General features: G+C 57.9%; 22 protein-coding genes. 6 read left to right on the plus strand and 16 right to left on the minus strand.

Annotated elements, in window-relative coordinates:
* Window positions 1-344 precede the first annotated feature (344 nt).
* A complete protein-coding gene (gene betB / locus ACRZ96_RS16485) occupies window positions 345-1,799 on the minus strand; it encodes a betaine-aldehyde dehydrogenase (RefSeq protein ID WP_480771859.1) in 1,455 nt (484 codons plus the stop codon).
* Window positions 1,800-1,990: 191 nt separating this feature from the next.
* Between betB and ACRZ96_RS16490 the strand changes: the two genes are divergently transcribed.
* Window positions 1,991-2,320: a hypothetical protein gene (locus ACRZ96_RS16490; protein ID WP_170394874.1), complete on the plus strand. Its 330-nt coding sequence runs from the start codon at window positions 1,991-1,993 to the stop codon at window positions 2,318-2,320.
* Between the two features lie 6 nt (window positions 2,321-2,326).
* Here ACRZ96_RS16490 and ACRZ96_RS16495 read toward each other — a convergent pair whose 3' ends face one another.
* Both ACRZ96_RS16495 and trhO read right to left on the minus strand, forming a co-directional pair.
* Window positions 2,327-2,827 (minus strand): potassium channel family protein, encoded by a 501-nt coding sequence (locus ACRZ96_RS16495; RefSeq protein WP_480706532.1) that lies wholly within the window; start codon window positions 2,825-2,827, stop codon window positions 2,327-2,329.
* A 64-nt stretch (window positions 2,828-2,891) separates the two neighbouring features.
* On the minus strand, window positions 2,892-3,797 hold the full coding sequence (trhO, locus tag ACRZ96_RS16500; protein ID WP_480706534.1) for an oxygen-dependent tRNA uridine(34) hydroxylase TrhO: 906 nt from the start codon (window positions 3,795-3,797) through the stop codon (window positions 2,892-2,894).
* A gap of 96 nt (window positions 3,798-3,893) precedes the next feature.
* Between trhO and pncA the strand changes: the two genes are divergently transcribed.
* Window positions 3,894-4,487, plus strand: a complete 594-nt coding sequence (gene pncA, locus ACRZ96_RS16505) for a bifunctional nicotinamidase/pyrazinamidase (protein WP_480814847.1) — start codon at window positions 3,894-3,896, stop codon at window positions 4,485-4,487.
* A gap of 3 nt (window positions 4,488-4,490) precedes the next feature.
* Here pncA and ACRZ96_RS16510 read toward each other — a convergent pair whose 3' ends face one another.
* A complete protein-coding gene (locus tag ACRZ96_RS16510) occupies window positions 4,491-5,021 on the minus strand; it encodes a hypothetical protein (RefSeq protein WP_480771860.1) in 531 nt (176 codons plus the stop codon).
* Window positions 5,022-5,185: 164 nt separating this feature from the next.
* Between ACRZ96_RS16510 and pncB the strand changes: the two genes are divergently transcribed.
* Window positions 5,186-6,478, plus strand: coding sequence for a nicotinate phosphoribosyltransferase (gene pncB / locus ACRZ96_RS16515; protein WP_170394888.1), 1,293 nt, complete (start codon window positions 5,186-5,188; stop codon window positions 6,476-6,478).
* On the opposite strand, the gene ACRZ96_RS16520 is transcribed toward pncB, so the two are convergent.
* The 5 genes from ACRZ96_RS16520 to ACRZ96_RS16540 all read right to left on the minus strand — a co-directional run bounded on the left by ACRZ96_RS16520 (window position 6,475) and on the right by ACRZ96_RS16540 (window position 12,960).
* Complete coding sequence (locus ACRZ96_RS16520; protein WP_480706538.1) at window positions 6,475-7,926, minus strand: aldehyde dehydrogenase family protein; 1,452 nt, start codon at window positions 7,924-7,926, stop codon at window positions 6,475-6,477. The genes pncB and ACRZ96_RS16520 overlap by 4 nt on opposite strands.
* Before the next feature lie 36 nt (window positions 7,927-7,962).
* A complete protein-coding gene (locus tag ACRZ96_RS16525) occupies window positions 7,963-9,561 on the minus strand; it encodes an ABC transporter ATP-binding protein (RefSeq protein ID WP_480814848.1) in 1,599 nt (532 codons plus the stop codon).
* Window positions 9,558-10,373: an ABC transporter permease gene (locus ACRZ96_RS16530; protein WP_170408556.1), complete on the minus strand. Its 816-nt coding sequence runs from the start codon at window positions 10,371-10,373 to the stop codon at window positions 9,558-9,560. Before ACRZ96_RS16530 ends, ACRZ96_RS16525 begins: the two co-directional genes overlap by 4 nt.
* A complete protein-coding gene (locus ACRZ96_RS16535; RefSeq protein ID WP_480706541.1) occupies window positions 10,370-11,317 on the minus strand; it encodes an ABC transporter permease in 948 nt (315 codons plus the stop codon). Before ACRZ96_RS16535 ends, ACRZ96_RS16530 begins: the two co-directional genes overlap by 4 nt.
* 155 nt (window positions 11,318-11,472) lie before the next feature.
* A complete protein-coding gene (locus tag ACRZ96_RS16540; protein ID WP_170408558.1) occupies window positions 11,473-12,960 on the minus strand; it encodes an ABC transporter substrate-binding protein in 1,488 nt (495 codons plus the stop codon).
* Window positions 12,961-13,131: 171 nt separating this feature from the next.
* Here ACRZ96_RS16540 and panB point away from each other — a divergent pair, with 171 nt between their 5' ends.
* From panB to glpK, 3 genes are all read left to right on the plus strand, one after another.
* Complete coding sequence (gene panB, locus ACRZ96_RS16545; protein ID WP_480706543.1) at window positions 13,132-13,971, plus strand: 3-methyl-2-oxobutanoate hydroxymethyltransferase; 840 nt, start codon at window positions 13,132-13,134, stop codon at window positions 13,969-13,971.
* Window positions 13,968-14,819 carry a pantoate--beta-alanine ligase gene (gene panC / locus ACRZ96_RS16550; RefSeq protein ID WP_170514138.1) on the plus strand — a complete coding sequence of 284 codons (852 nt, stop codon included), beginning with the start codon at window positions 13,968-13,970 and terminating at the stop codon, window positions 14,817-14,819. Before panB ends, panC begins: the two co-directional genes overlap by 4 nt.
* 70 nt (window positions 14,820-14,889) lie before the next feature.
* Window positions 14,890-16,368, plus strand: a complete 1,479-nt coding sequence (glpK, locus tag ACRZ96_RS16555; protein WP_480706545.1) for a glycerol kinase GlpK — start codon at window positions 14,890-14,892, stop codon at window positions 16,366-16,368.
* Here the strand turns inward: glpK and smpB are convergent.
* The 7 genes from smpB to ACRZ96_RS16590 form a co-directional block, all read right to left on the minus strand.
* Window positions 16,365-16,847: an SsrA-binding protein SmpB gene (smpB, locus tag ACRZ96_RS16560; protein ID WP_170394914.1), complete on the minus strand. Its 483-nt coding sequence runs from the start codon at window positions 16,845-16,847 to the stop codon at window positions 16,365-16,367. The genes glpK and smpB overlap by 4 nt on opposite strands.
* Before the next feature lie 44 nt (window positions 16,848-16,891).
* Window positions 16,892-17,434, minus strand: a complete 543-nt coding sequence (gene idi, locus ACRZ96_RS16565; protein ID WP_170394917.1) for an isopentenyl-diphosphate Delta-isomerase — start codon at window positions 17,432-17,434, stop codon at window positions 16,892-16,894.
* 144 nt (window positions 17,435-17,578) lie between these two features.
* Window positions 17,579-17,992, minus strand: a complete 414-nt coding sequence (locus tag ACRZ96_RS16570) for a c-type cytochrome (RefSeq protein WP_480706547.1) — start codon at window positions 17,990-17,992, stop codon at window positions 17,579-17,581.
* Between the two features lie 112 nt (window positions 17,993-18,104).
* A complete protein-coding gene (locus ACRZ96_RS16575) occupies window positions 18,105-19,118 on the minus strand; it encodes a P1 family peptidase (RefSeq protein ID WP_480706549.1) in 1,014 nt (337 codons plus the stop codon).
* A gap of 82 nt (window positions 19,119-19,200) precedes the next feature.
* Window positions 19,201-19,947 (minus strand): SDR family oxidoreductase, encoded by a 747-nt coding sequence (locus ACRZ96_RS16580; protein WP_480561903.1) that lies wholly within the window; start codon window positions 19,945-19,947, stop codon window positions 19,201-19,203.
* A gap of 60 nt (window positions 19,948-20,007) precedes the next feature.
* Entirely contained in the window at window positions 20,008-20,427 is a 420-nt protein-coding gene (gene arfB / locus ACRZ96_RS16585; protein WP_170394928.1) for an alternative ribosome rescue aminoacyl-tRNA hydrolase ArfB, read from the minus strand.
* 263 nt (window positions 20,428-20,690) lie between these two features.
* Window positions 20,691-21,338: a queuosine precursor transporter gene (locus tag ACRZ96_RS16590; RefSeq protein WP_170394930.1), complete on the minus strand. Its 648-nt coding sequence runs from the start codon at window positions 21,336-21,338 to the stop codon at window positions 20,691-20,693.
* Window positions 21,339-21,350 lie beyond the last annotated feature (12 nt).

A 21,350-nucleotide genomic window follows, 5' to 3' on the forward strand; every position in this document is an offset into this window, starting at 1 on the left:
GGATCCGGCAGACCCGCCCCAGAAATGTGTTCAGCCCAGATGCGAACATGCACCGCCAAAACAATCGCTACAATTGGCATTGCGTATTGTGCCGGGGACATGGTCTGGGGTTGGCCCGAAAATAGCTCACCCTTTCCAGCATCGCCACGTCAATCCAACCAAACTTGGCCAGATGATAAAGGATCAAACTGCACCGATCACAAAAGCTTGGGCGTGTGTTTTCACAGGCTGATCTCCGGTTTGCGGAGGAGGCGTCTTGAGGAATTTAGTCATATGTACGAGCCAGCATGTGCTCTGTCCCCGACGTGAACCATCAAGAACAGAGACTATTCAACCGGATTTACTCAGTATGGGGCCTCCATATCATTCATCGAGACGTAGACTGTCTTCATCTCGCTGAAGTGGTTGATTGCCAGTTTCGAGTTCTCGCGACCGACGCCCGACATCTTGGAGCCGCCGAAAGGCGCCTCTACCGGGGCCAGGTTATATGTGTTGATATAGCAAGTTCCCGCCTCAAAACCTGCCACGATGCGGTGGGCGCGGGTCAGGTCGTTGGTGAAGACGCCGGCGGCCAGACCGAATTCGGTGTCATTGGCACGGGCCAGAACCTCTTCTTCGGTGTCGAAGTCCAGCACCGACATCACCGGGCCGAAAATCTCTTCGCGCGCGATTGTCATATCGTCCTTAACATCGGCAAAAACCGTGGGCTGCATGTAGAAACCATCGCCTTCGACCCGTTCGCCGCCATAGATCAGCCGCGCGCCTTCGGCCCTCCCCTTTTCGACATAGCCAAGCGCGATATTCATCTGGTTTTCGCTGACCATCGGGCCAAAGTTGACCTCTTCATCCATCGGGTCGCCGATTTTCGCCGTAGCAAGGCGTTCAGACAGGCGCTTAAGGAACGCTTCCTTGATTCCCTTTTGCACAAAAACTCGAGTGCCGTTGGAACAGACCTGTCCCGAGGAGTAGAAATTTCCCAGGATAGCGCCTGACACGGCATTTTCGATGTCGGCGTCGTCGAACACGATCATCGGGGACTTGCCACCCAATTCCATGGTGACATGTTTCATGCCATCGGCGGCAGCAGCGTACACCTTGCGGCCCGTTGGAACCGACCCTGTTAGCGAGACCTTGGCCACTCGGGGGTCGGTCACCAGGCTGGCGCCTACATCACCGTAGCCCTGAACAACGTTATAGACGCCTTTGGGTGCACCTGCCTCGATCAAAATCTCGGCTACTTGCAATGCCGACAGCGGAGTAGTCTCGGAAGGCTTGAAGATCATTGTGTTTCCGCACGCCAACGCCGGGGCACCCTTCCAGCAAGCGATCTGCGTCGGGTAGTTCCATGCCCCAATGCCCACACAAACGCCGAGCGCCTCGCGGACGGTATAGACAAAATCCCCGTCTGCCAGAGGGATATGTTCGCCGGTCAGCGAGGCCGCCAGACCGCCAAAATACTCCAGCGCATCCGCGCCGCTGGTAGCGTCGGCCACCAGCGTTTCCTGCAAAGGTTTGCCGGTATCATGGGTTTCGATGATCGATAAGTCACGATTGCGATCCCGCATGATCTCGGCCGCGCGTCGCAGCACACGGCCTCGCTCGGTGCCCGATAGGGCAGCCCAAGCCGCTTGGGCCGATTTTGCGCTGTTTAGAGCCTTTTCAACAATCTCAGGCGTGGCGGAATGTAGCCGTGCGATGACCTCTCCAGTGGCGGGGTAGATAACGTCGATGGGCGCGCCATTGGTGTCCTCGACATACTCGCCATTGATGAAATGGCTGGCCTTGGGTTGAAACTTCATGCCGGTTCCCTTTGTGTTCAGAAATCTCTTTAGGCAAAGAGATCGCGTGCGTTGAGGATCGAATTATCGATTATTGACTGATCAGTCAATCAAGCCGCGAATTGGCAGGTTCTCGCCTAATCCAAAGGGTCTTCCCTTGAAACGAAAGGTTAATGTTCTATTTATGTTCTACATAGTCAGAGGATTACCCGATGGCCCAGAACATGCGAAATTCCGCCCTGAGCGGCCCAACAAACGACTATCACCTGCTGCCAGTTACAGATCGGCAGATGCGCTTTGCCCGCGCCATCGCGCAACAATCAGCGCTTGAGATTCCGGTCGAGGCGCAGCGTGACCGCAAATCCCTGTCAGACTGGATTTCAGCCCATAAGCCGCATGATCCGTCGCCCTTTGCAAACTACCCAACAGGTAAGCAGGTTGCTTTTGCCGAACGTATCTCGCGCAGCAAGCGCCGCCCGATCCCGTCCGAATGTTTCCGCGACAAACAAATGATGTCGCGCTGGATCGATCATAATAAATAGATCGCTCTATTTGCCGTGGTTGCGCGCGTATAGCGCGACGGCGGCGGCCACAAACATGCCCAACAGGATGTAACCCGTCACAGCCTCGGCCACAGCCAGCCCACGGCAAAAGCCAGTTGGGGACATGTCCCCATATCCGACCGTTGTGAAGGTGACGTATGAAAAATACAGAATATCGGCTGGCCCTTCGGCGCCGATCACACAATGGTCGTTATATCCAAACGCGCCGTAGACGGCTGCGAACAGGAATGGCACGACCTGGATGAAGGACACCCCCATCAGGAACAACAACCTCCGGGGGGATTTCACCTGGGTCATGTAGTACCAGGACTGCGAGGCGATCCAGATCAGAAGGCCTACCGAAGAAAGAGTGCCAATGGTGTCGCCTGCTGTGGCTTCGTTCAGGCGCGACAGGCCGTACCATGCAAGAAAGCTGGCCAAGACCAGCCCAGCCGCCGCCAACAGGGTCGATTTCCATTCTTCCAGGGTTCGCGGTTCGTGGGTCATGGGCGCTCCGTCGGTTGGGCTTGCGCACAATCATCCGATTTCAAACGCGGCCTGCAAGCTGATTTCAGTCAGAACCCAGATGTTCCTCGCCCCGCGCGCGGGCCAGCTGTATCTGCTTTTGCCGCTCGCGGAACCGCGCCTTGTCCTGTTCCGATGTCTCATCGATGCACCGATGGCAGGATACGCCATGCTCGTATTCAGGGCGTTTCACATCTTCGGGCAGGATCGGACGGCGGCAGCCATGGCACAGCTTGTGCGGCCCCTCGACCAGACCATGACCAACCGAGACGCGGTTGTCGAAGACAAAACACTCACCCTGCCAAGTGCTGTCCTCGGGCGGCGTTTCTTCCAGATACCGCAGGATGCCGCCTTTCAGGTGATAGACATCCTCGACCCCCTGCCCCAGCAGGTAGTTGGTGGACTTTTCGCACCTGATGCCTCCGGTGCAAAACATCGCAACGCGTTTGTTGTGAAAGCGATCCTTATTCTGTTCCCACCACGCCGGGAAATCGCGGAAACTGGCCGTGTTAGGGTCTATTGCACCCTCGAATGTGCCAATCGCCACCTCGTAATCGTTGCGGGTATCGATCACCACCACATCATCCGAACGGATCAGCGCGTTCCAGTCCTCAGGCTCGACATAATTCCCGACATTTGCGCGTGGATCGACATCGGGCTGGCCCATCGTCACGATCTCTTTCTTCAAGCGTACCTTCATCTTGCCGAAGGGTGGATGGTCCGAGGTCGCCTCTTTCCACTCAAGATCCGCGCATCCTGGCAGCGCGCGTATATGCGCCAGCACCGCATCAATCCCGGCGCAGGGCCCGGCAATGGTGCCGTTGATCCCCTCCTGCGCCAGCAGCAGGGTGCCTTTTACCGACTGCGCGCGGCAAAGCTCCTGCAAGGCAGGGCGCAGCGCATCGGGGTCGGGAAAACGCGTGAAATGATAGAGGGCAGCGATTGTGTACATGTGGGCGATCTAATGCCCTTGGCAAAAACACACAAGAGACCGCATTGACGATCGCAGCAGTGCACCATACCGATAATACAATCGAAGGAGGCCGATATGTCCCACGCGCTGCTCGTGATTGATGTTCAAAATGACTTCTGCCCCGGCGGTGCACTTGCCGTAGCCGGAGGGGATGAGATCGTCGCACCGATCAACGCAATCATGGATACATTCGATACGGTGATCCTGACGCAGGATTGGCACCCGGCGGGGCATTCTTCATTCGCCAGTTCTCATACTGGCAAAGCGCCGTTCGAGATGATCGACATGCCTTATGGCCCTCAGGTCTTGTGGCCCGATCACTGTGTTCAGAGCAGCGCAGGCGCGAACTTCCATCCGGATTTGCGAACAGATGGCGATCTGATCATCCGCAAGGGATTTCGCAGCGCTATCGATAGCTATAGCGCGTTTTTCGAAAACGACCATTCCACGCCCACTGGTCTAAAAGGCTATCTTGAGACGCGCGGGATCACGCAGCTGACCATGGTCGGTTTGGCGACAGATTTCTGCGTGCATTATTCGGCGGTAGATGCGGCACAGCTGGGGTTTGATGTCACTGTCTTAAGCAACTTGTGCTGCGCCATTGATATGGACGGATCTTTGGCTGTCGCAGAACAGGCCATGCGCGCAGCAGGTGTGACACTGGCCTGAGGATCAAAGCGCGGCACCATGCTCGGCCAGCAGTTTCAGAAACACAAACAGGATCACGGCAAGACCTAACGCGAAACCGATACGCCCAGAAACCGTGCGACGCTTTGGACGCACTGGTCTTGGGCGTGGCGCTTGCAATGGTCGCTCGGGCATTTTCCGGTTCACGGTCCCGGGCTTTGCGGTCCTGATATGGCCCAAGAAGTGATGGAAATCGAACTCACCACTATACTCTCCCTGGATACCCATATTCCGGATATTCGCAAAAAGCCGCTTTAGGATCAGGAGGCGATCTTCAGCGTCTTCTGGCCGAAAATAACCGCGGGCAAGATGCCCATCAGACTCGTTCAGGCTAAATCCTGATTCCAGAAATATTCTGCGAATCTTGGGCGATGCAGCGCGCAAAGCGTCTGCCGTCTTGATATCCCTGAACCGCGCCCGCACCGGGGGCCGCCCAGTTATCGATGTTTGCCCATGCTCAGGATCAACCTCATCCGGAGCTATTGCAACAATGTCAAAATCGTACTCGAGACTCATTCACTAACTTCAACCTTCAGTTCCATCCCCACCCCTCACTAAAGCGTGAAGGAAACCCACAATAAGCCCGTAATGTGTTCTGTCGTGGGCATTGTTCCCAATTCCGCGACTCTTGCCATTTCGTGCTCCGATTGATCTAACAACGGAAATTGCAGGAGGTCCCCATGGTCGATATCGCGACGCGGGTCTACAATCATAAATGGAAGATTGACCCGATTATCCGGTCATTGATCGACACAGATTTCTACAAACTGCTGATGTGCCAGTCAGTGTTTCGAAATAAGCCCCAAACCGATGTGGTGTTTTCGCTGATCAACCGGTCGAATCACGTGCCATTGGCCCGTTTGATCGATGAAGGCGAGCTGCGCGAGCAGTTGGATCACATCCGCTCGCTAAGTCTGAGTCGTGGGGAAAGCACGTGGTTGCGGGGCAATACATTCTACGGCAAGCGTCAGATGTTCCGCCCGGATTTCATGGAATGGTTCGAGAACCTGCGCCTGCCCCCTTACCATCTGGAGCGTAAGGGTGATCAGTATGAGCTGACCTTTGAGGGTAAGTGGCACGAGGTCATGCTATGGGAGATCCCGGCGCTGGCCGTACTGATGGAATTACGCTCACGCGCGGTTCTGAACGATATGCGCCGGTTCGAACTACAGGTGCTCTATGCCCGTGCAATGACACGCGTATGGGAAAAGATAGCCCAGCTTCGCACTATTGAGGGGCTTGGGATCGCGGATTTCGGCACGCGGCGGCGGCATTCCTTCCTTTGGCAGGACTGGTGTGTGCAGGCCATGATTGAAGGTTTGGGATCGTCCTTTACCGGAACGTCCAACTGTCTGATCGCAATGCGACGCGAAGTTGAGGCTATTGGCACCAACGCACATGAACTACCTATGGTGTATTCTGCGCTCGCCGAAGACGACGCCGCGCTTGCCCAGGCGCCCTATGACGTCCTAAGCGACTGGCACGAGGAACATGATGGAAATCTGCGCATCATTCTGCCCGACACGTATGGCACCAAAGGGTTTCTGGACCGCGCGCCTGACTGGCTGGCAGGCTGGACCGGCATTCGCGTTGACAGCGGCGACCCCGCAACCGGCGCAAAAATCGCAATAGACTGGTGGAAATCACGCGGCGAAGACCCGACGCAGAAGCGGGTTATTTTCTCGGACGGGTTAGATGTGGACAAGATACGCGAATTGCACGCTCAGTTCGCGGATCAAACCAATGTCTCGTTCGGCTGGGGTACGTTGCTGACCAATGACTTCCGCGAACTTGTACCGAATGACGCATTGGCTCCCTTTTCGCTAGTCTGCAAGGCGGTCTCGGCCAATGGCTACCCGACGGTCAAACTATCTGACAACCCGGAAAAGGCGATGGGACCCGCCGAGCAGATTGAGCGGTACAAGCGCGTCTTTGGCGTTGGAGCGCAGGAGCCGATCGAAGTGATCGTTTAGCCGTGGTAGGCCGCAACCGTCTTGAGCTGCGAGAACCCATAAAGCGCCTCGAACCCTTTTTCGCGGCCATGGCCGGATTTTCCAACGCCGCCAAAAGGCAGCTCGACACCTCCGCCCGCGCCGTAGTTGTTAATGAACACCTGCCCCGAACGCAAACCCTTGGCCAGCCGCATCTGCCGCCCACCATCTCGGGTCCAGACGCTGGCAACAAGGCCATATTCGGTGCTATTTGCTATGGTTAGAGCCTGTTCTTCGGTGTCAAACGGGATCAGAACCTGTACGGGGCCAAAGATCTCATCCCGCGCCAAGGCATGATCGGGCGGCACATCCGAGAACAATGTGGGCCGGACATATGCGCCGGATTCGGGTGCGCCAGCCGCAATCTGGCCCTCGGCGGCAATCGCCAAGTCCGAGCCTTGGTGAAGGAAACCGGTCACGATTTCTTTTTGCCGTGTTGAGATCAGCGGACCAACGCGCAAATCCCGGATCGCCGGACCGACGGTAAGCTCTTGGTATGCCAAGGCCATACGGGATTTCACCGCATCATAAACACCACGCTGCACCAGAATGCGCGACGAGGCCGAGCAGGTCTGGCCCGCATTCTGTATACCCGCATTCACCAGATACGGCAGCGCGGCATCCAGATCGGCGTCATCGAAAACCAGTTGCGGCGACTTGCCGCCCAGTTCCAGTGTCACCGGAACAACGTTTCGACCCGCCGCCTGCTGAACCAACGCGCCTGTCGCGACCGAACCGGTGAATGAAATGTGATCCACACCCGGGTGTGCCGACAGGGCCGCGCCCGCCTCAGCCCCCAGGCCGGGCACCACATTCAGGGCACCAAGCGGAAGGCCCGCCTGTATCGCCAGATGCGCGAAGGCCAGTGCGGTCAGGCAGGCCTCTTCCGCCGGTTTCAGAACACAGGCGTTACCCATTGCCAGCGCCGCCCCGACAGAACGGCCAATGATCTGCATCGGATAATTCCACGGCACGATGTGGCCGGTCACACCGTGCGGCTCGCGCAACGTGTAGACGGTATAGCCATCCAGATAGGGAATGGTCTCGCCCATCACTTTATCCGCAGCACCACCATAAAATTCGCAATACCGCGCCAATGCTACCGCATCTGCCCGCGCTTGGGTCAACGGTTTGCCGACATCCATCGCCTCTAGCTGTGCCAGATCATCCACTCGGTCCAGAACCAGTTGCCCCAGTCGGGTGAGGATACGCCCTCGCTCCAGGGCCGTCATGCGACCCCAATCGCCATCGAACGCGGATCGGGCGGCCCGCACTGCAGCGTCAATATCGGTTTGGCCACCTCGAGCGATCTGGCAAATTTCGGAACCGTCCGAGGGATTCACCAGCGGCAAGGTTTGACCTGACGCGGGCATTTTCCATTCTCCGCCGATTAGGCAAAGGTTGGGATCGAACCAGAGGGGGTTAGTCATCGGAAGCTCCAATATCAGGCTCTATACAAGGGTTTTTCATGCAGCGCCTCGTCCAGTCTCCGGCAATTTCGGTGCCGCATTGATCAGAGTTCTTGTGTAAGGATGCTGAGGCTCTGTGAAGACTTGCTCGGTTTCACCCTGTTCCACAATCTTGCCGGCCTGCATCACCAACACACGGTCGGTGATGGTTCGAACCACGCTCAGGTCATGGCTGATGAACAGGTAAGTCAGATCGTAAGCCGCACAAAGCTCGGCCAGCAGGTCGAGAACTTGGGCGCGGACCGAGACATCCAGCGCCGAGACAGCCTCATCAAACAAGATCAACTCGGGTCGAATAATCAGAGCGCGCGCAATAGCGATACGTTGCCGCTGCCCACCCGAGAATTCGTGAATGTAGCGGCCCGCATCATCGGGGCTTAGGCCAACGGCGGTAAGCATCTCAGCGACGCGATCCTGCCGTTCAGAACCGGTTGGCGGGGTGTCCAGCAAATGAAATGGCTCGGTGATCAGGCGCGCGACCCGATGGCGGGGATTGAAGCTGCCATAAGGGTCCTGAAACACCACCTGCATCTTGCGTCGCACTGCCAGATTGGGTTTGTGGCCGGTGAAAACAGGCTGACCATCAAGGGAAATTCGGCCTTGCTGCACCTCCTCCAAGCCCAAAATAGCTCGTGTTAGGGTCGATTTTCCACAACCGGACTCTCCAACCAGCCCTAAACGCTCCCCCCGATTCAGGGTAAAGCTGACCTGATCGACGGCCCGATGATGACCGGGCGTGGCAAACAGGCGCGTTCGGGGCAGACGGTAGTCCCGCACCACGTTCTCGACCTCAAGCAACGCTCGCGGTGCAGGAGAGGTCGGCAGGTTGACTTGATGCCCCGAAGCTTCGAACAGCATACGGGTGTAAGGGTGCTGCATATGGCGCAGGAGATGATCTGTTGCGCCCGTTTCAACAACCTCCCCATGCCGCATGACCACAATCTGATCCGCCATGTCTGCAACCACCGCCAAATCATGCGTGATCATCAGCAGACCCATGCCATACTCCGACACGAGCCCTTTTAGCAGATCAAGGATTTGCGCCTGCGTGGTCACATCAAGCGCCGTTGTCGGCTCATCCGCGATCAACAGTCGGGGGCGCAGTGCAATCGCCATGGCGATCACCACTCGCTGGCGCTGACCGCCTGACAGTTCGTGAGGATAACGCTTCAACGGAAACCTGTCGGTTGGCAATCCAACCCGGGCCAGAACCTCTTCGGCCCGAGCGCGCGCTTTGGCCGGGGGCATGGCCTTGTGGATCAGGATAGTCTCCATAACTTGATCGCCGATGGTCTTCACCGGGTTCAGGGCAGTCATCGGCTCTTGGAAAACCATTCCGATCGCAGCGCCCCGCAGCGCACAAATCTCGGCCTCAGACCGGTTCAGCAGGTTCTGGCCCTCTAACTCTAGCACCCCATCTACTTCGGCATCGTTTGGCAGCAACTGCATCACGGCAAAGGCTGTCATTGATTTGCCCGAACCGCTTTCTCCGGTCACAGCCACGATCTGCCCAGGGGCAATCGACAGGTTAATCCTCTTTAAAATCGGCGTGCCGTGGATAGCCAACGAGAGGTCCTTGATCTGCAAAAGACTCATGCGCGGGCCACCCGTATCCGAGGGTCCAACCAATCGCGCAAGCCATCACCCAGAAGGTTCAGGCCAAGAACCGTCACGATGATGGCAAGACCCGGAATCAGAGCCAAATGCGGGGCAAAACTAACCATCGTCTGCGCATCGGCCAGCATTCTGCCCCAGCTTGGCGTAGGGGGTTGCGCACCAAGACCGACATAGGACAGCCCAGCCTCGGCCAGAATGCCAAGTGAGAACTGGATTGTTCCCTGAACAATCAGCAGATTGGCGACATTGGGCAGGATATGTTCAGCCGATATCCGTGCCGCGCCTTTGCCTGACACGCGGGCGGCAAGGATAAACTCGCGCTCCCAAAGAGACAAAGCTGCGCCTCGGGTGATGCGGGCAAAAACGGGGATGTTGAAGATACCGATGGCGATGATCGCGTTTATGGCCCCGGCACCAAAGACGGCGGTGATCAGAATGGCGATGACGAGAGAGGGGAATGCAAAGACCAGATCATTGCCGCGCATGATGAATTCATCTAGCCACGATCCACTGCGCGCAGCGGCAGCCAGACCCAAGGGAACTCCCAGCGCCATGCCAATCCCGACCGCGACCAGCGCCACCGCTATCGAGGTGCGCGCACCAACCATGATCATCGAGAACATGTCGCGTCCGAAATGATCGGTACCGAACCAGTGCTGTGCGCTGGGTGGCTGCAGCTTGGCCGGAATGCTCAGCGCGGCGTGGTCGTATGGGGTCCAGACAAAGGACACCAGCGCTGCCAGCACCACCAGTGAGGACAGCGTTGCGCCAAGGATCAGGTTGCGGCTCATGTCCTGCTCCTCAGCCTTGGATCGACTGCGGCATAGGCCAGATCGACAAAAAAGTTCACCATGATGACGGCAAAGACCAGCAGCATAACGACCGATTCCACGACGATCAGATCGCGCGCCGATATGGCCTGAAAAACCAGCCGCCCGAGGCCAGGTAGATAAAACACCTGTTCGATGATGATCGAACCCGCCAGCAGGAAGGAAAATTGGAGTCCAATGATCGTCAGTACCGGGATCAGAGCATTCCGCACTCCGTGTCGCCAAAGCGCCTGCCGACGCGAAAGGCCCTTGGCGCGTGCGGTGCGCATAAAATCCTCGGCCAGAATATCCAACAGAGCCGAGCGCATAACCCGCGCAAGGATCGCCGCTTGCGGCAGGGCCAATGCAATGGCTGGAAGGGTCAGCGAATGTAGACCGATCCAAATGCCGTTCTCCCACCCTGCAAACCCGCCGGCATTGAACCAACGCAAGTTGATGGCAAAGACCAGCACCAGCATCATCGCGAACCAGAAATTTGGCACCGCGATACCAAGCTGAGTCGCACCCATCACGGTCAGATCACCCGGTTTGCCGCGCCGTGAGGCTGCGTAGATACCGGCGGGGAAAGCAATCAGCGTGGACAGGGTCAGCGCGTACAAAGCCAGCGGCAATGACACCCACAATCGATCTGCGATCATCTGCGACACGGGTGTGCGATAGGTGTAGGACGTACCAAAATCCCCTACCAGCATCCCGCCGACCCAGTTAAAGTACCGCTCGATCTTCGAGACATCGAGGCCCAGTTCAGCTCTCAGCGCAGTCAATGTATCGGCCTGCGCGTTCACGCCCAGCATGAACGACGCCGGATCACCGGGCGCGACCTCGATCACTGCAAAGATGACAACCGAGGCGACGGCCAGGCTCAGGATCAGCGACAGCAGACGTTTGAGGGCGTAGCGGAGCATTTGGAAACGTTAGGGTCACATCCCGTGTGGGTCCAGCGCCTAAGGCACGAGAAGATAGACAAAAAGAAACCCGCCAAGCCAGAAACCTTGTGGGTTTCATGGTGCAACAGTTCGCGCCGGGGCGCTGGCCATCGCCCCGGTCCAACTCTGTTCTTCTATTCGGACCAACTGATCCCGGTCAGATCGATCGCTGCCGTGGGTGCGTTTTCCCATAGCCCCTCAACACCGGCCTTGGCCACGCCAAGCTTGGCAAGTTGAAACAGGTACCCGTTGACGTAATCGGTCGAAATCAAGCGCTGTGCCTCACCCAGCAAACGTGTGCGCTCATCAGGGTCCGTGGTCGAATTCAGCGTGTCCATCAATGCCTGAAAGTCGGTGCTGTCATATTGGAAGTAATAGTCGGGCCGGGCATAAATACCGATATCCATCGGCTCGGTATGGCTGACGATGGTCAGGCCAAACTCCTTGCCCTTGAACACGCTTTCCAGCCACTGCGCCCATTCCACATTGATGATCTCGGCGGTGATGCCAATATCAGCCAGTTGCGCAGCGATGATTTCACCCCCGCGTCGGGCGTAGGAAGGCGGCGGCAAGTGCAGCGTGGTCTCGAACCCATCGGGATACCCGGCCTCGGCCAGCAGCGCCTTGGCTTTTTCCGGGTCATAGGCCGAATTGCCGGTCAGATCGACGTAAGCCGGATTATGCGGAGCAAAATGCGTACCGATGGGTGTGCCATAGCCGAACATAGCCCCATCAATGATTGCCTGCCTGTCAATCGCGTGGGCCAATGCCTGTCGGACCAATATGTCATCAAACGGGGCTTGTTTGTTGTTGGTCGACAGAATGGTTTCCCCCTCGGTCGAGCCGACCAGAACCTGAAAGCGCGGATCAGCCTCGAATTGCGGCAGATTCTCGGGTGCGGGGAAGTTGTCGAACACGTCTACATCCTCGGCCATCATGGCGGCAAAGGCGGCGGTCGGATCCGAGATAAACTTAAACGTTGCGGTCTCTAACGCGGGCTGTTCGCCCCAATAGTCGGGGTTGCGATTCAGGATGATGCTGTCACCCTGCAGCCAGTCAGAGAAGGTGAAGGCCCCCGTGCCAACCGGGTTGGTCTTGATATTCTCGATGCTTTCGGGCGCAACGATCACCGCGTCACCCCAGGCGAGATTGAAAAGGAAGTTCCCGTTTGGCTCATTCAACGTCACCTGAACGGTCAGGGGGTCCACCACCTCGACACTTTTAATGCCCGCAAACAAAGCCTTCTGCGCGTTGGCGCTGTCTTCTGCCGTGGCGCGATCAAGGGTAAACTTGACGTCCTCGGCATCCATCGTTGTGCCATCGTGAAATGTCACACCGTCGCGCAGCTTGAATGTGTAAACGGTACCGTCATCCGAGATTTCCCAGCTTTCGGCCAGCCCCGGCACCACCGAGCCATCCCCCATGAACCGGGTCAGGCCTTCGAAGATATTGGTGTAGACAACCGAATCGATAGCCTGCGCCGCAGCGCTGGTCGGGTCCAGATGCGGTGGCTCAAGCTGCATGGCGATGGTGATGTCAGATTTGGCCATGGCCTGCGTGGCAAACAGGCCCGCGCCAAGGACCAGGGCCGACGCGAACGAGCGAAAGCGCTGCTTTGTCATGAAAATCTCTCCCCACTGAAATTGGCTAGCCCTGCTTTTTTCGGGCCGATCTGCGACCAATGTCCTCGCAAACCCGGGGTCAATCAAGGAATTGTTGGCGCAACCGGGGTTTCTTTGCGCCTGCCGCATCTGCTATGCCGCGCTGCAACATGAACCCTGCGAGGAGCGAGCATGAGCGCCACCGCCCGCAAGAAAGCCCCGAACGCCGAGGATATCCGCGCCCGGAAAGGTACTGATCCACTGGTCTCGTTGACCGCCTACACAACACCGATGGCGCAGTTGATGGATGCGCATTGTGACTTCGTTCTGGTCGGTGACAGCGTCGGCATGGTGTTGCACGGGTTGACGTCGACTCTTGGTGTGACGATGGAGATGATGATCATGCACGGCCAGGCCGTTGCCCGTGGTCTGGACAAGGCAATGATGGTGATCGACATGCCTTTCGCCAGCTACGAGCATGACCCGGCTCAGGCATTCCGCAACGCAGCCCGGCTGATGTCGGAAACAGGAGCTGGGGCGGTTAAGCTGGAAGGTGGCGTCGAGATGGCTGAAACCATCCGGTTTCTGGTCAAACGCGGGATCCCGGTGATGGCACACATTGGCCTGACACCGCAGTCGATAAACACTTTGGGTGGCTATAAGGTACAAGGGCGCGACGAACAGGCCGATGCCGTATTGGCCGACGCCCGGGCCGTCGCCGACGCAGGCGCGTTTTCGGTCGTGTTAGAGAAAGTTCCGCAGGGTTTGGCCAACTGGATTACCGCTGAGATTGCGATCCCCACAATCGGCATTGGTGCCTCGGCCGGGTGCGACGGGCAAATTCTGGTGGTGGACGATATGCTTGGCTTTTTCACCGCCTTCAAACCGAAATTCGTCAAACGCTATGCTGATCTTGGCCCGCTGGCCGAAGCCGCCATTGCTGAATACGCAGCCGAGGTTCGTGCGCGAAGCTTCCCGGCAGACGAACATGTCTTTGCCGATGCCGTACCCGACAAAGGACCCAAGTCATGACCGCGCCTATTCTGCGTCGACTGGCAGACTTGCGCGCTCTGACCCGTGATTGGCATCTGAATGGTGAGGTGATCGGAGTTGTCCCCACCATGGGTGCGCTGCACCAGGGGCATCTGTCGCTGGCCGAAGCCGCGAAGACGGCTTGCGACCGGGTGATCGTGACGATCTTTGTAAACCCCAAGCAGTTCAACAACCCCGAAGACCTCGCCAACTATCCGCGCACCGAACAAGAAGACGCGAAAAAGCTCGCGCCTTACAACGTCGATGCGATATACGTGCCCGACCCGGATGAGATTTACCCTGATGGCTTCGCCACCACAGTCTCGGTCTCGGGTCTGACCGACGCGATGGAGGGAGAATTTCGCCCGGGTCATTTCGATGGTGTGGCAACAGTTGTCGCCAAGCTGTTCCTGCAAACGCAAGCGGATCGAGCCTATTTCGGGGAAAAAGACTATCAGCAGCTTATGATCGTCCGCCGGATGGCCCGCGACCTCGATATCCCTATCGAGGTGATTGGTTGCCCCACGGTGCGTGAACCTTCGGGCCTAGCAATGTCTTCGCGCAATCAAAGGCTATCCGAGGATGGTCTGGCCATCGCAGCCGAAAAACATCGTATCATGCGTGCAGTTGTTCAGGCGCTGGAAAACGGCGAAGAATTCGAAGCTTTGGCTTCTCAGGCACAGGCCGATCTTTTGGCCGCCGGTTTCAACGAAGTGGAGTATCTGCAACTACGCTGCGCTGAAACGCTGGAGCCTATGACCCATGCCAAACGACCCGCACGACTGTTTGCGGCAGCCTTGGTCGACGGCGTGCGGCTGATCGACAATCTACCGGTGTCTCCGGTCTGATTTCCCCTCTGGCACGTTTGGTTGTGTTTGCGCTAAAGTCCTGCAAAACCAAAGCGGGAGGGGCGCAGGAATGACCTATATTCTGGCAATCGATCAGGGCACCACATCGTCTCGTGCAATCCTGTTCGACGCGCAAATGCAGCGCGTCGGCACTGCGCAGCACGAGTTTACACAGCATTTCCCACAGGAAGGCTGGGTTGAGCATGATGCCGAGGAGATATGGGACAGCGTTCTGACGGTTTGTCGTGAAGTGATGCAAACGACAGGTGTATCCGCGGCACAGATCGCTGGTATCGGGATTACCAACCAACGCGAAACCACTGTCATCTGGGATCGCGCCACTGGGGCCCCCATTCACAACGCAATCGTCTGGCAGGACCGTCGCACCGCTGAGATTTGCGAGCGTCTTCGCAAAGCGGGATGCGAGGATGACGTAACTGCCCAGACCGGTCTGCTGCTAGATCCTTATTTTTCGGGCACAAAGGTCAAATGGTTGCTGGATACCGTCCCCGGCGCACGCGACCGTGCTGCCGCCGGAGAACTGCTGTTCGGCACAATCGATACCTTCCTGATCTGGCGACTGACACAAGGGCGTGTGCACGCCACCGACGCCACCAATGCGGCCCGCACATTGCTATTCGATATTCACAAAGGGGAATGGAGTACCGAGATCTGCGACTTGCTGGACATCCCCCAAGCTTTGTTGCCCGACGTGCGCGATTGCGCCGCAGACTTCGGATCGACCTCGCTGTTTAGCGGTAATATTCCAATTCTCGGCGTGGCGGGGGATCAGCAAGCTGCCACCATCGGACAGGCCTGTTTCCAGCCGGGCATGATGAAATCCACCTATGGCACGGGCTGTTTCGCACTACTCAACACCGGTACGCAGCCAGTTGAATCGAAAAACCGGCTGCTAACGACAATTGCCTATCAGTTGGACGGGCAGAAAACCTATGCGCTTGAAGGCTCGATTTTCATTGCCGGTGCGGCGGTGCAATGGCTGCGCGATGCGTTGCAAATCATCGAAACCGCACCGCAAAGCGGTGAACTGGCCGCCAAAGCTGATCCGAACCAGCACGTTGTTCTCGTCCCTGCCTTTACTGGGCTGGGCGCGCCTTATTGGAAACCCGATTGCCGGGGCGCAATCTTTGGCCTGACTCGCAATTCAGGCCGCGCCGAAATCACGCGCGCCACGCTGGAAAGCATCGCGTTCCAGACCCGCGACCTGTGGCACGCCATGCAGGGCGATTGGGGCGCAGAGACTGACGTGATCCTGCGCGTCGACGGCGGAATGAGCGCCTCGGACTGGGCCATGCAGGGGCTTTCCGACATTCTGGGCGCCCCGGTCGACCGCCCGGTGATGCAGGAAACCACCGCGCTTGGTGCCGCATGGCTGGCGGGCATGAAAGCGGGTGTCTACCCGGATCAGGCCGGATTCGCCGAAACCTGGGATCTGGACCGGCGGTTTGAGCCTGCAAAACCCGTAGCTGACCGAGACGCGGCCTATGCACGCTGGCAACGCGCGGTTCAGGCGGCCATGGCGTTCTAACTGTGGTCCTTCATCAAGCGCTGTTTCTGCCGTGACCAGTCGCGCTTGGCCTGCGTTTCGCGCTTGTCGTGCAGCTTCTTACCTTTGGCGATGCCGATCTTCAGCTTCGCCCGACCCTTGTGATTAAAATAAAGCACCAGCGGCACCAGCGTCATGCCTTTGCGTTGGGTCGCGTTCCACAGGTTCGACAGTTCCTTGCGTGACACCAGCAGTTTACGGCGGCGGCGTTCTTCATGTTTGAAGACCTTGGCCTGCTCATAGGGCGCGATATAGCTGTTGATCAGCCATAGCTCTCCGTCATCAACCGACGCATAGCTTTCAGCAATGTTCGACCCACCGGCACGCAGGGATTTGACCTCGGACCCTTCCAGGACAATACCGCATTCGAGATCGTCTTCGATCGCATAATCGAAGCGCGCACGCCGGTTTTCGGCGATCACTTTGTAATTCGGGTCAGTGTTCTGCTTCTGCTTGGCCATGACGCGTTGATGTATGCCGCTTGCGTCCGCCTTGCAAGGCAGGGTTATGAATTGGCCGAGATTATCAGGTCAGGTCCAAATATCGTGTCAGCGTGATTGTGCAGATAAATCTTGAGCCACGGGGTAAAACGGTCGGGGTGCCGCTTCACCTCGGCCAGCAGATCGTGGTAATCGACCCAGCGGATATCCATCACTTCTTCCGGGTTAGGCTCGATTTTCAAGGCTCCACGAACATGGGCCAGAAAGACGTCGACCACCTCGTTCTCGACCATTCCGTTGCCGACATCGGCGTGATACTCCAATCGATGCCGGTATTCGGGGTAAAGTCCGGTGATGCCCAATTCTTCGCGCAGGCGCCGGACGGCACAATGCGAAGCGCTTTCGTCCCAATCCGGATGCGTACAACAGGTATTCGCCCATAGACCCGGCGTGTGGTATTTGCCCATCGCCCGGCGTTGCAGCAATATCTCGGTCCCGCGCACGGCAAACACGGACACAGCCTTGTGTCGCAGCCCCTTTTCATGCGCCTCCAGCTTGTCGACGGGTGTCAGTTCGCCCTCAACCCAAGCCGGGATCAAGATTCCCATCTGTCGTCTCCTGTTGGCGATCTCCGGTGCACATGGCCTTACCGGTTTTCCCCAAAGTGGCGCTGATTACAATGTCAATCAATCGCACGAAAGGCCGCAGGGGCTGCGGCATTTCGAAGTTCGTCTGTAAACCTGTTGGCGGAGTTACTCTCCCGAAACGCTCACGATATAGGCGTAAACGTCTTCGGCGCCCTTCTTCAGCTTGAAGGTCATTTTCGACTTGGCCGAGGTTTCCCCCAAATAGTCTTTCAAGAATGCTTTGGGGTCTTGGGCGTAGGCCACGAAAGTCTCTTCATCCCAGACCAGCCCATTTTCGCCCGCGGCCACGATGCTGTCGCCGTATCTGAAGCCTTCTTCAGTGCCGGCGGTGCGGCCTGCGATTCCGTACAGGTTCGGACCCGTCTTACCGCCCTTAACGATAACTTCACCCGCAGGGTCAGCAATCATGTGACAGGATTTGCATTTGTTGAAGGTCTTCTTACCCGCTTCGGCATCACCTTCTGCATAGACAGGAAGGGCCAGCAGACCGGCAATTACGGTGGCAAGGATACGATTCATAGCTTTTGCTCCGATATGAATTGGCTGCACCGAATGGATCGCTGGCACAGCAGAGAGTCAACGCGCAGATTGCCGCGCGACGGCACTGTGTCACAGGCGATCGGTGTCGTACTTAACCGAAGTCATGTAACTGCGACCAGCAGGGCAGCAGGTCGCCAGCGCGGGGGGAAGCCAGATAGATAGCCCGTGCAATCGCGCGCGCAAGACAGATCGAGGCCGCATGGCCGATCATCGCCATCGCCTCGGGGCCAATCGTGCGCGCGCCGGTGCTGAGACCAAATACCAGATCTCCATCGCCAGGCGTGTGCGCAGGAACAATGGCACGGGCGATGCCGTCATGGGCTGCTACCGCCAGACGCTGGCATTGCGGTTTGGTCAGCGCTGCATCAGTTGCAACTATAGCAATCGTGGTGTTTGCGCGATCTGGCGGAGCAGAATGCATCATCTGCGCCTTACGGCTGACAAGAGAGGAACCAAGACCCGAGGTCGGATCTGGCCCCAATCCACCGAACTCGCCATCGATCTCAAACTGCGCAGCCCAAAAATGCCGATCACCCGGTGTGGTTACGCTGCCAAGCGGATTGGCCGCCACCAGCGCGCCGACGGTTACGCCACCCTCAAGCTTTAACGAAGCCGAGCCTAAGCCACCCTTGTGCATCGCGGCCAATGCGCCGGTACCAGCCCCCACCGAGCCCAGTTCAAATTCTGGTGAGGCGGTCAAATACGCAGACTTCCCCAGATCGCGATAAGGATTTTCGGTCCAGTTCTTATCTCCACCATTGAGTAGATCGAACAGAATCGCGCCCGGCACGATGGGCACGACGGCCGAACCGACCTGAAATCCGCGCCCCTGAGCGCGCAATGCGTCTGAAACGCCCGAGCACGCATCCAGTCCAAAGGCCGAGCCGCCGGACAAAGCAATCGCGTCAACCCGATCAACAGTTTTGTCGACCGCCAGAAGGTCGGTCTCACGCGTGCCGGGGGCGCCGCCCATCACATGAACCGAAGCTATGAACGGGTTGTCCGCCGTCAGGACAGTTGTGCCTGATTTAAGCGTATCATCGTGCGCATTGCCAACCTTGAGGCCAGCGACATCAGTGATCAGGTTTCTGGGTCCGGGGTTCATTTTCGTCTCGCGCACTGGGCCGAAAAGCGCGCCGGGGCGCGCTGCCTCCGGCGGAGATATTTATGGCCAGATGAAGGGCGGATCAGATGCATCGGCCTCCGTCCACTTCTAGGGCTGTGCCGGTGATCATGCTGGCCTCGTCCGAGCAGAGGAAACAGGCGGCGTTTGCCATGTCTTCGGGGGTTGAGAAGCGACCAAGCGGGATCGTCGACAGGAATTTGGCGCGGATTTCCGGGGTGTCTTCACCCATGAAGGATTTCAGCAGCGGGGTTTCACCCGCCACCGGGCAGATCGCGTTAACGCGCAGGCCCGAGGGGGCAAGTTCGACGGCCATCGTCTTGGTCGCGGTGATCATCCAGCCTTTGGAGGCGTTGTACCAGTTCAGATTAGGGCGCGGCGACAGGCCTGCCGTTGAGGCCACGTTCAGGATCGTCCCCGCGCCGCGTATCTTCATCTGCGGAACAAAGGCGCGCGCGGTCAGGTAGACGGATTTCATGTTCACGGCGAAGACGCGGTCGAATTCATCGTCATCGACGTCCTCAAGTGGGGCCGGCAGGTGCGTCACGCCCGCATTATTCACCAGAATATCAAGTTTTCCGAATTCTTCCGATACCGCATGTGCCATGGCCTGAACCGATGCCGCATCCGAGACATCAACGTGCTGTGCGATGGCATTCGTGCCCTCCGCGGACGCCATGTCGGAAGCCGCTTCGCCATTGATATCTGCGATCATCACGCGGGCACCTTCGGCCAAGAATTTTTGCACAATCCCTGCGCCGAACCCGGATGCGCCGCCGGTTACGATGGCGGTTTTTCCCTCAAGCCTCATGGCTTTACCTCCCCTGCGTCTTGCACCGGCAGAGTAGCAACGTGCAGCGAAACTGCCAGATCAATCTTCGGACACTTTGCCTCGCAGGGCTTTGACATCCGCGCGGGCTTTCTTAGCAGCAAGCCTTCGCTTGACCGAACCATAAGTGGGTTTGGTCGCGATCCTGCGCTTGGGATTGACCAAAGCCCGCGTGATCAGTTCAGCCAACCGGGCGCGCGCGATGTCGCGGTTGCGGGCCTGAGACCGTGTTTCTTCACATTGAATGATGATGGCGCCGTCCTTGGTCCAGCGACGTCCGGCCAGCCGTTTCAAACGTGTCTTGACCGGATCAGGCAAGGAGGGTGAGCGCGCGGCCTCGAACCGCAGCTCAACGGCGGTGGAGACCTTGTTGACGTTCTGCCCACCCGGACCAGAGGACCGCACGAAGCTTTCGGTCATTTCCCAGTCTTGCAGGGCGATATCGTCGGTGATGCGCAACATGGATCGGACCTTACAGGGCGCAGTTGAAAACAAAAAGGGCCGCCCCGGCGGGACGGCCCTTCGAAAGTTCAGGAGGTTGGGTCGGTTAGATCAATCGACCAGCCGGAGCGAGCGCTCCGCCAAGGGCTGCCTTAACAGGCGATCCCCCCGGTTGTTCCAACACCTCTCTCCAATCTCTTTCTCGACACTGGATCACCTCCTTTTCTATCTGTTGCGGTTAACAAGGAGCGTGACACAAGTTGTGCCAATCTCAAAGAACTTTTTTACGCAGGCTGTGCAGCGGTCAGACGGGCGACGATCACCTTGAACGGAATCAGGGCGATTAGTGCCAGCGACAGTTTCACCAGCCAGTCAGCGAAGGCCAGCGTCACCCACAGCGGGGCCATCGGGCCGGACAGCATGAAGGGCACAGGCTCCCACGCCCAGTTGATCGCAGCGTCTGCATTGGCACCAAAGACGGTAACCGAGGCCGAGAACGCCAGCGTAAAGAAGATCGCGGTGTCCAGCGCTGAACCGACCAGTGTCGACACCAGCGGCGCGCGCCACCAGCGGCCACCACGCAGTGAGTTGAACACAGTGACGTCGGTCAATTGCGCGATCAGGAAGGCGGTGCCCGAAGCGACTGCGATGCGCAGCGGCACGGCGGCATAGGTGAAGCCGTCACCCTGCAGCATGATCTGGCTGCCGATCAGCGAGCAGATGATACCGGTGACAAATCCGGCGAATACGACCTTGCGGGCCGGACCCACGCCGTAGACGCGGTTCATGATGTCGGTGACCAGAAAGGCCAACGGATAGGTGAAGGCACCCCAGGTCAACAGGCCGTCAAGGATCAGGAACTGGACCAGGATGTTTGAGGCCACGACGATCGAGGCCATGGCAAGGATGCCGGGAATAAAGCTGCGTTGCATTTTCAGATGCCC

This window comes from Ruegeria sp. CF1, from assembly GCF_056537445.1.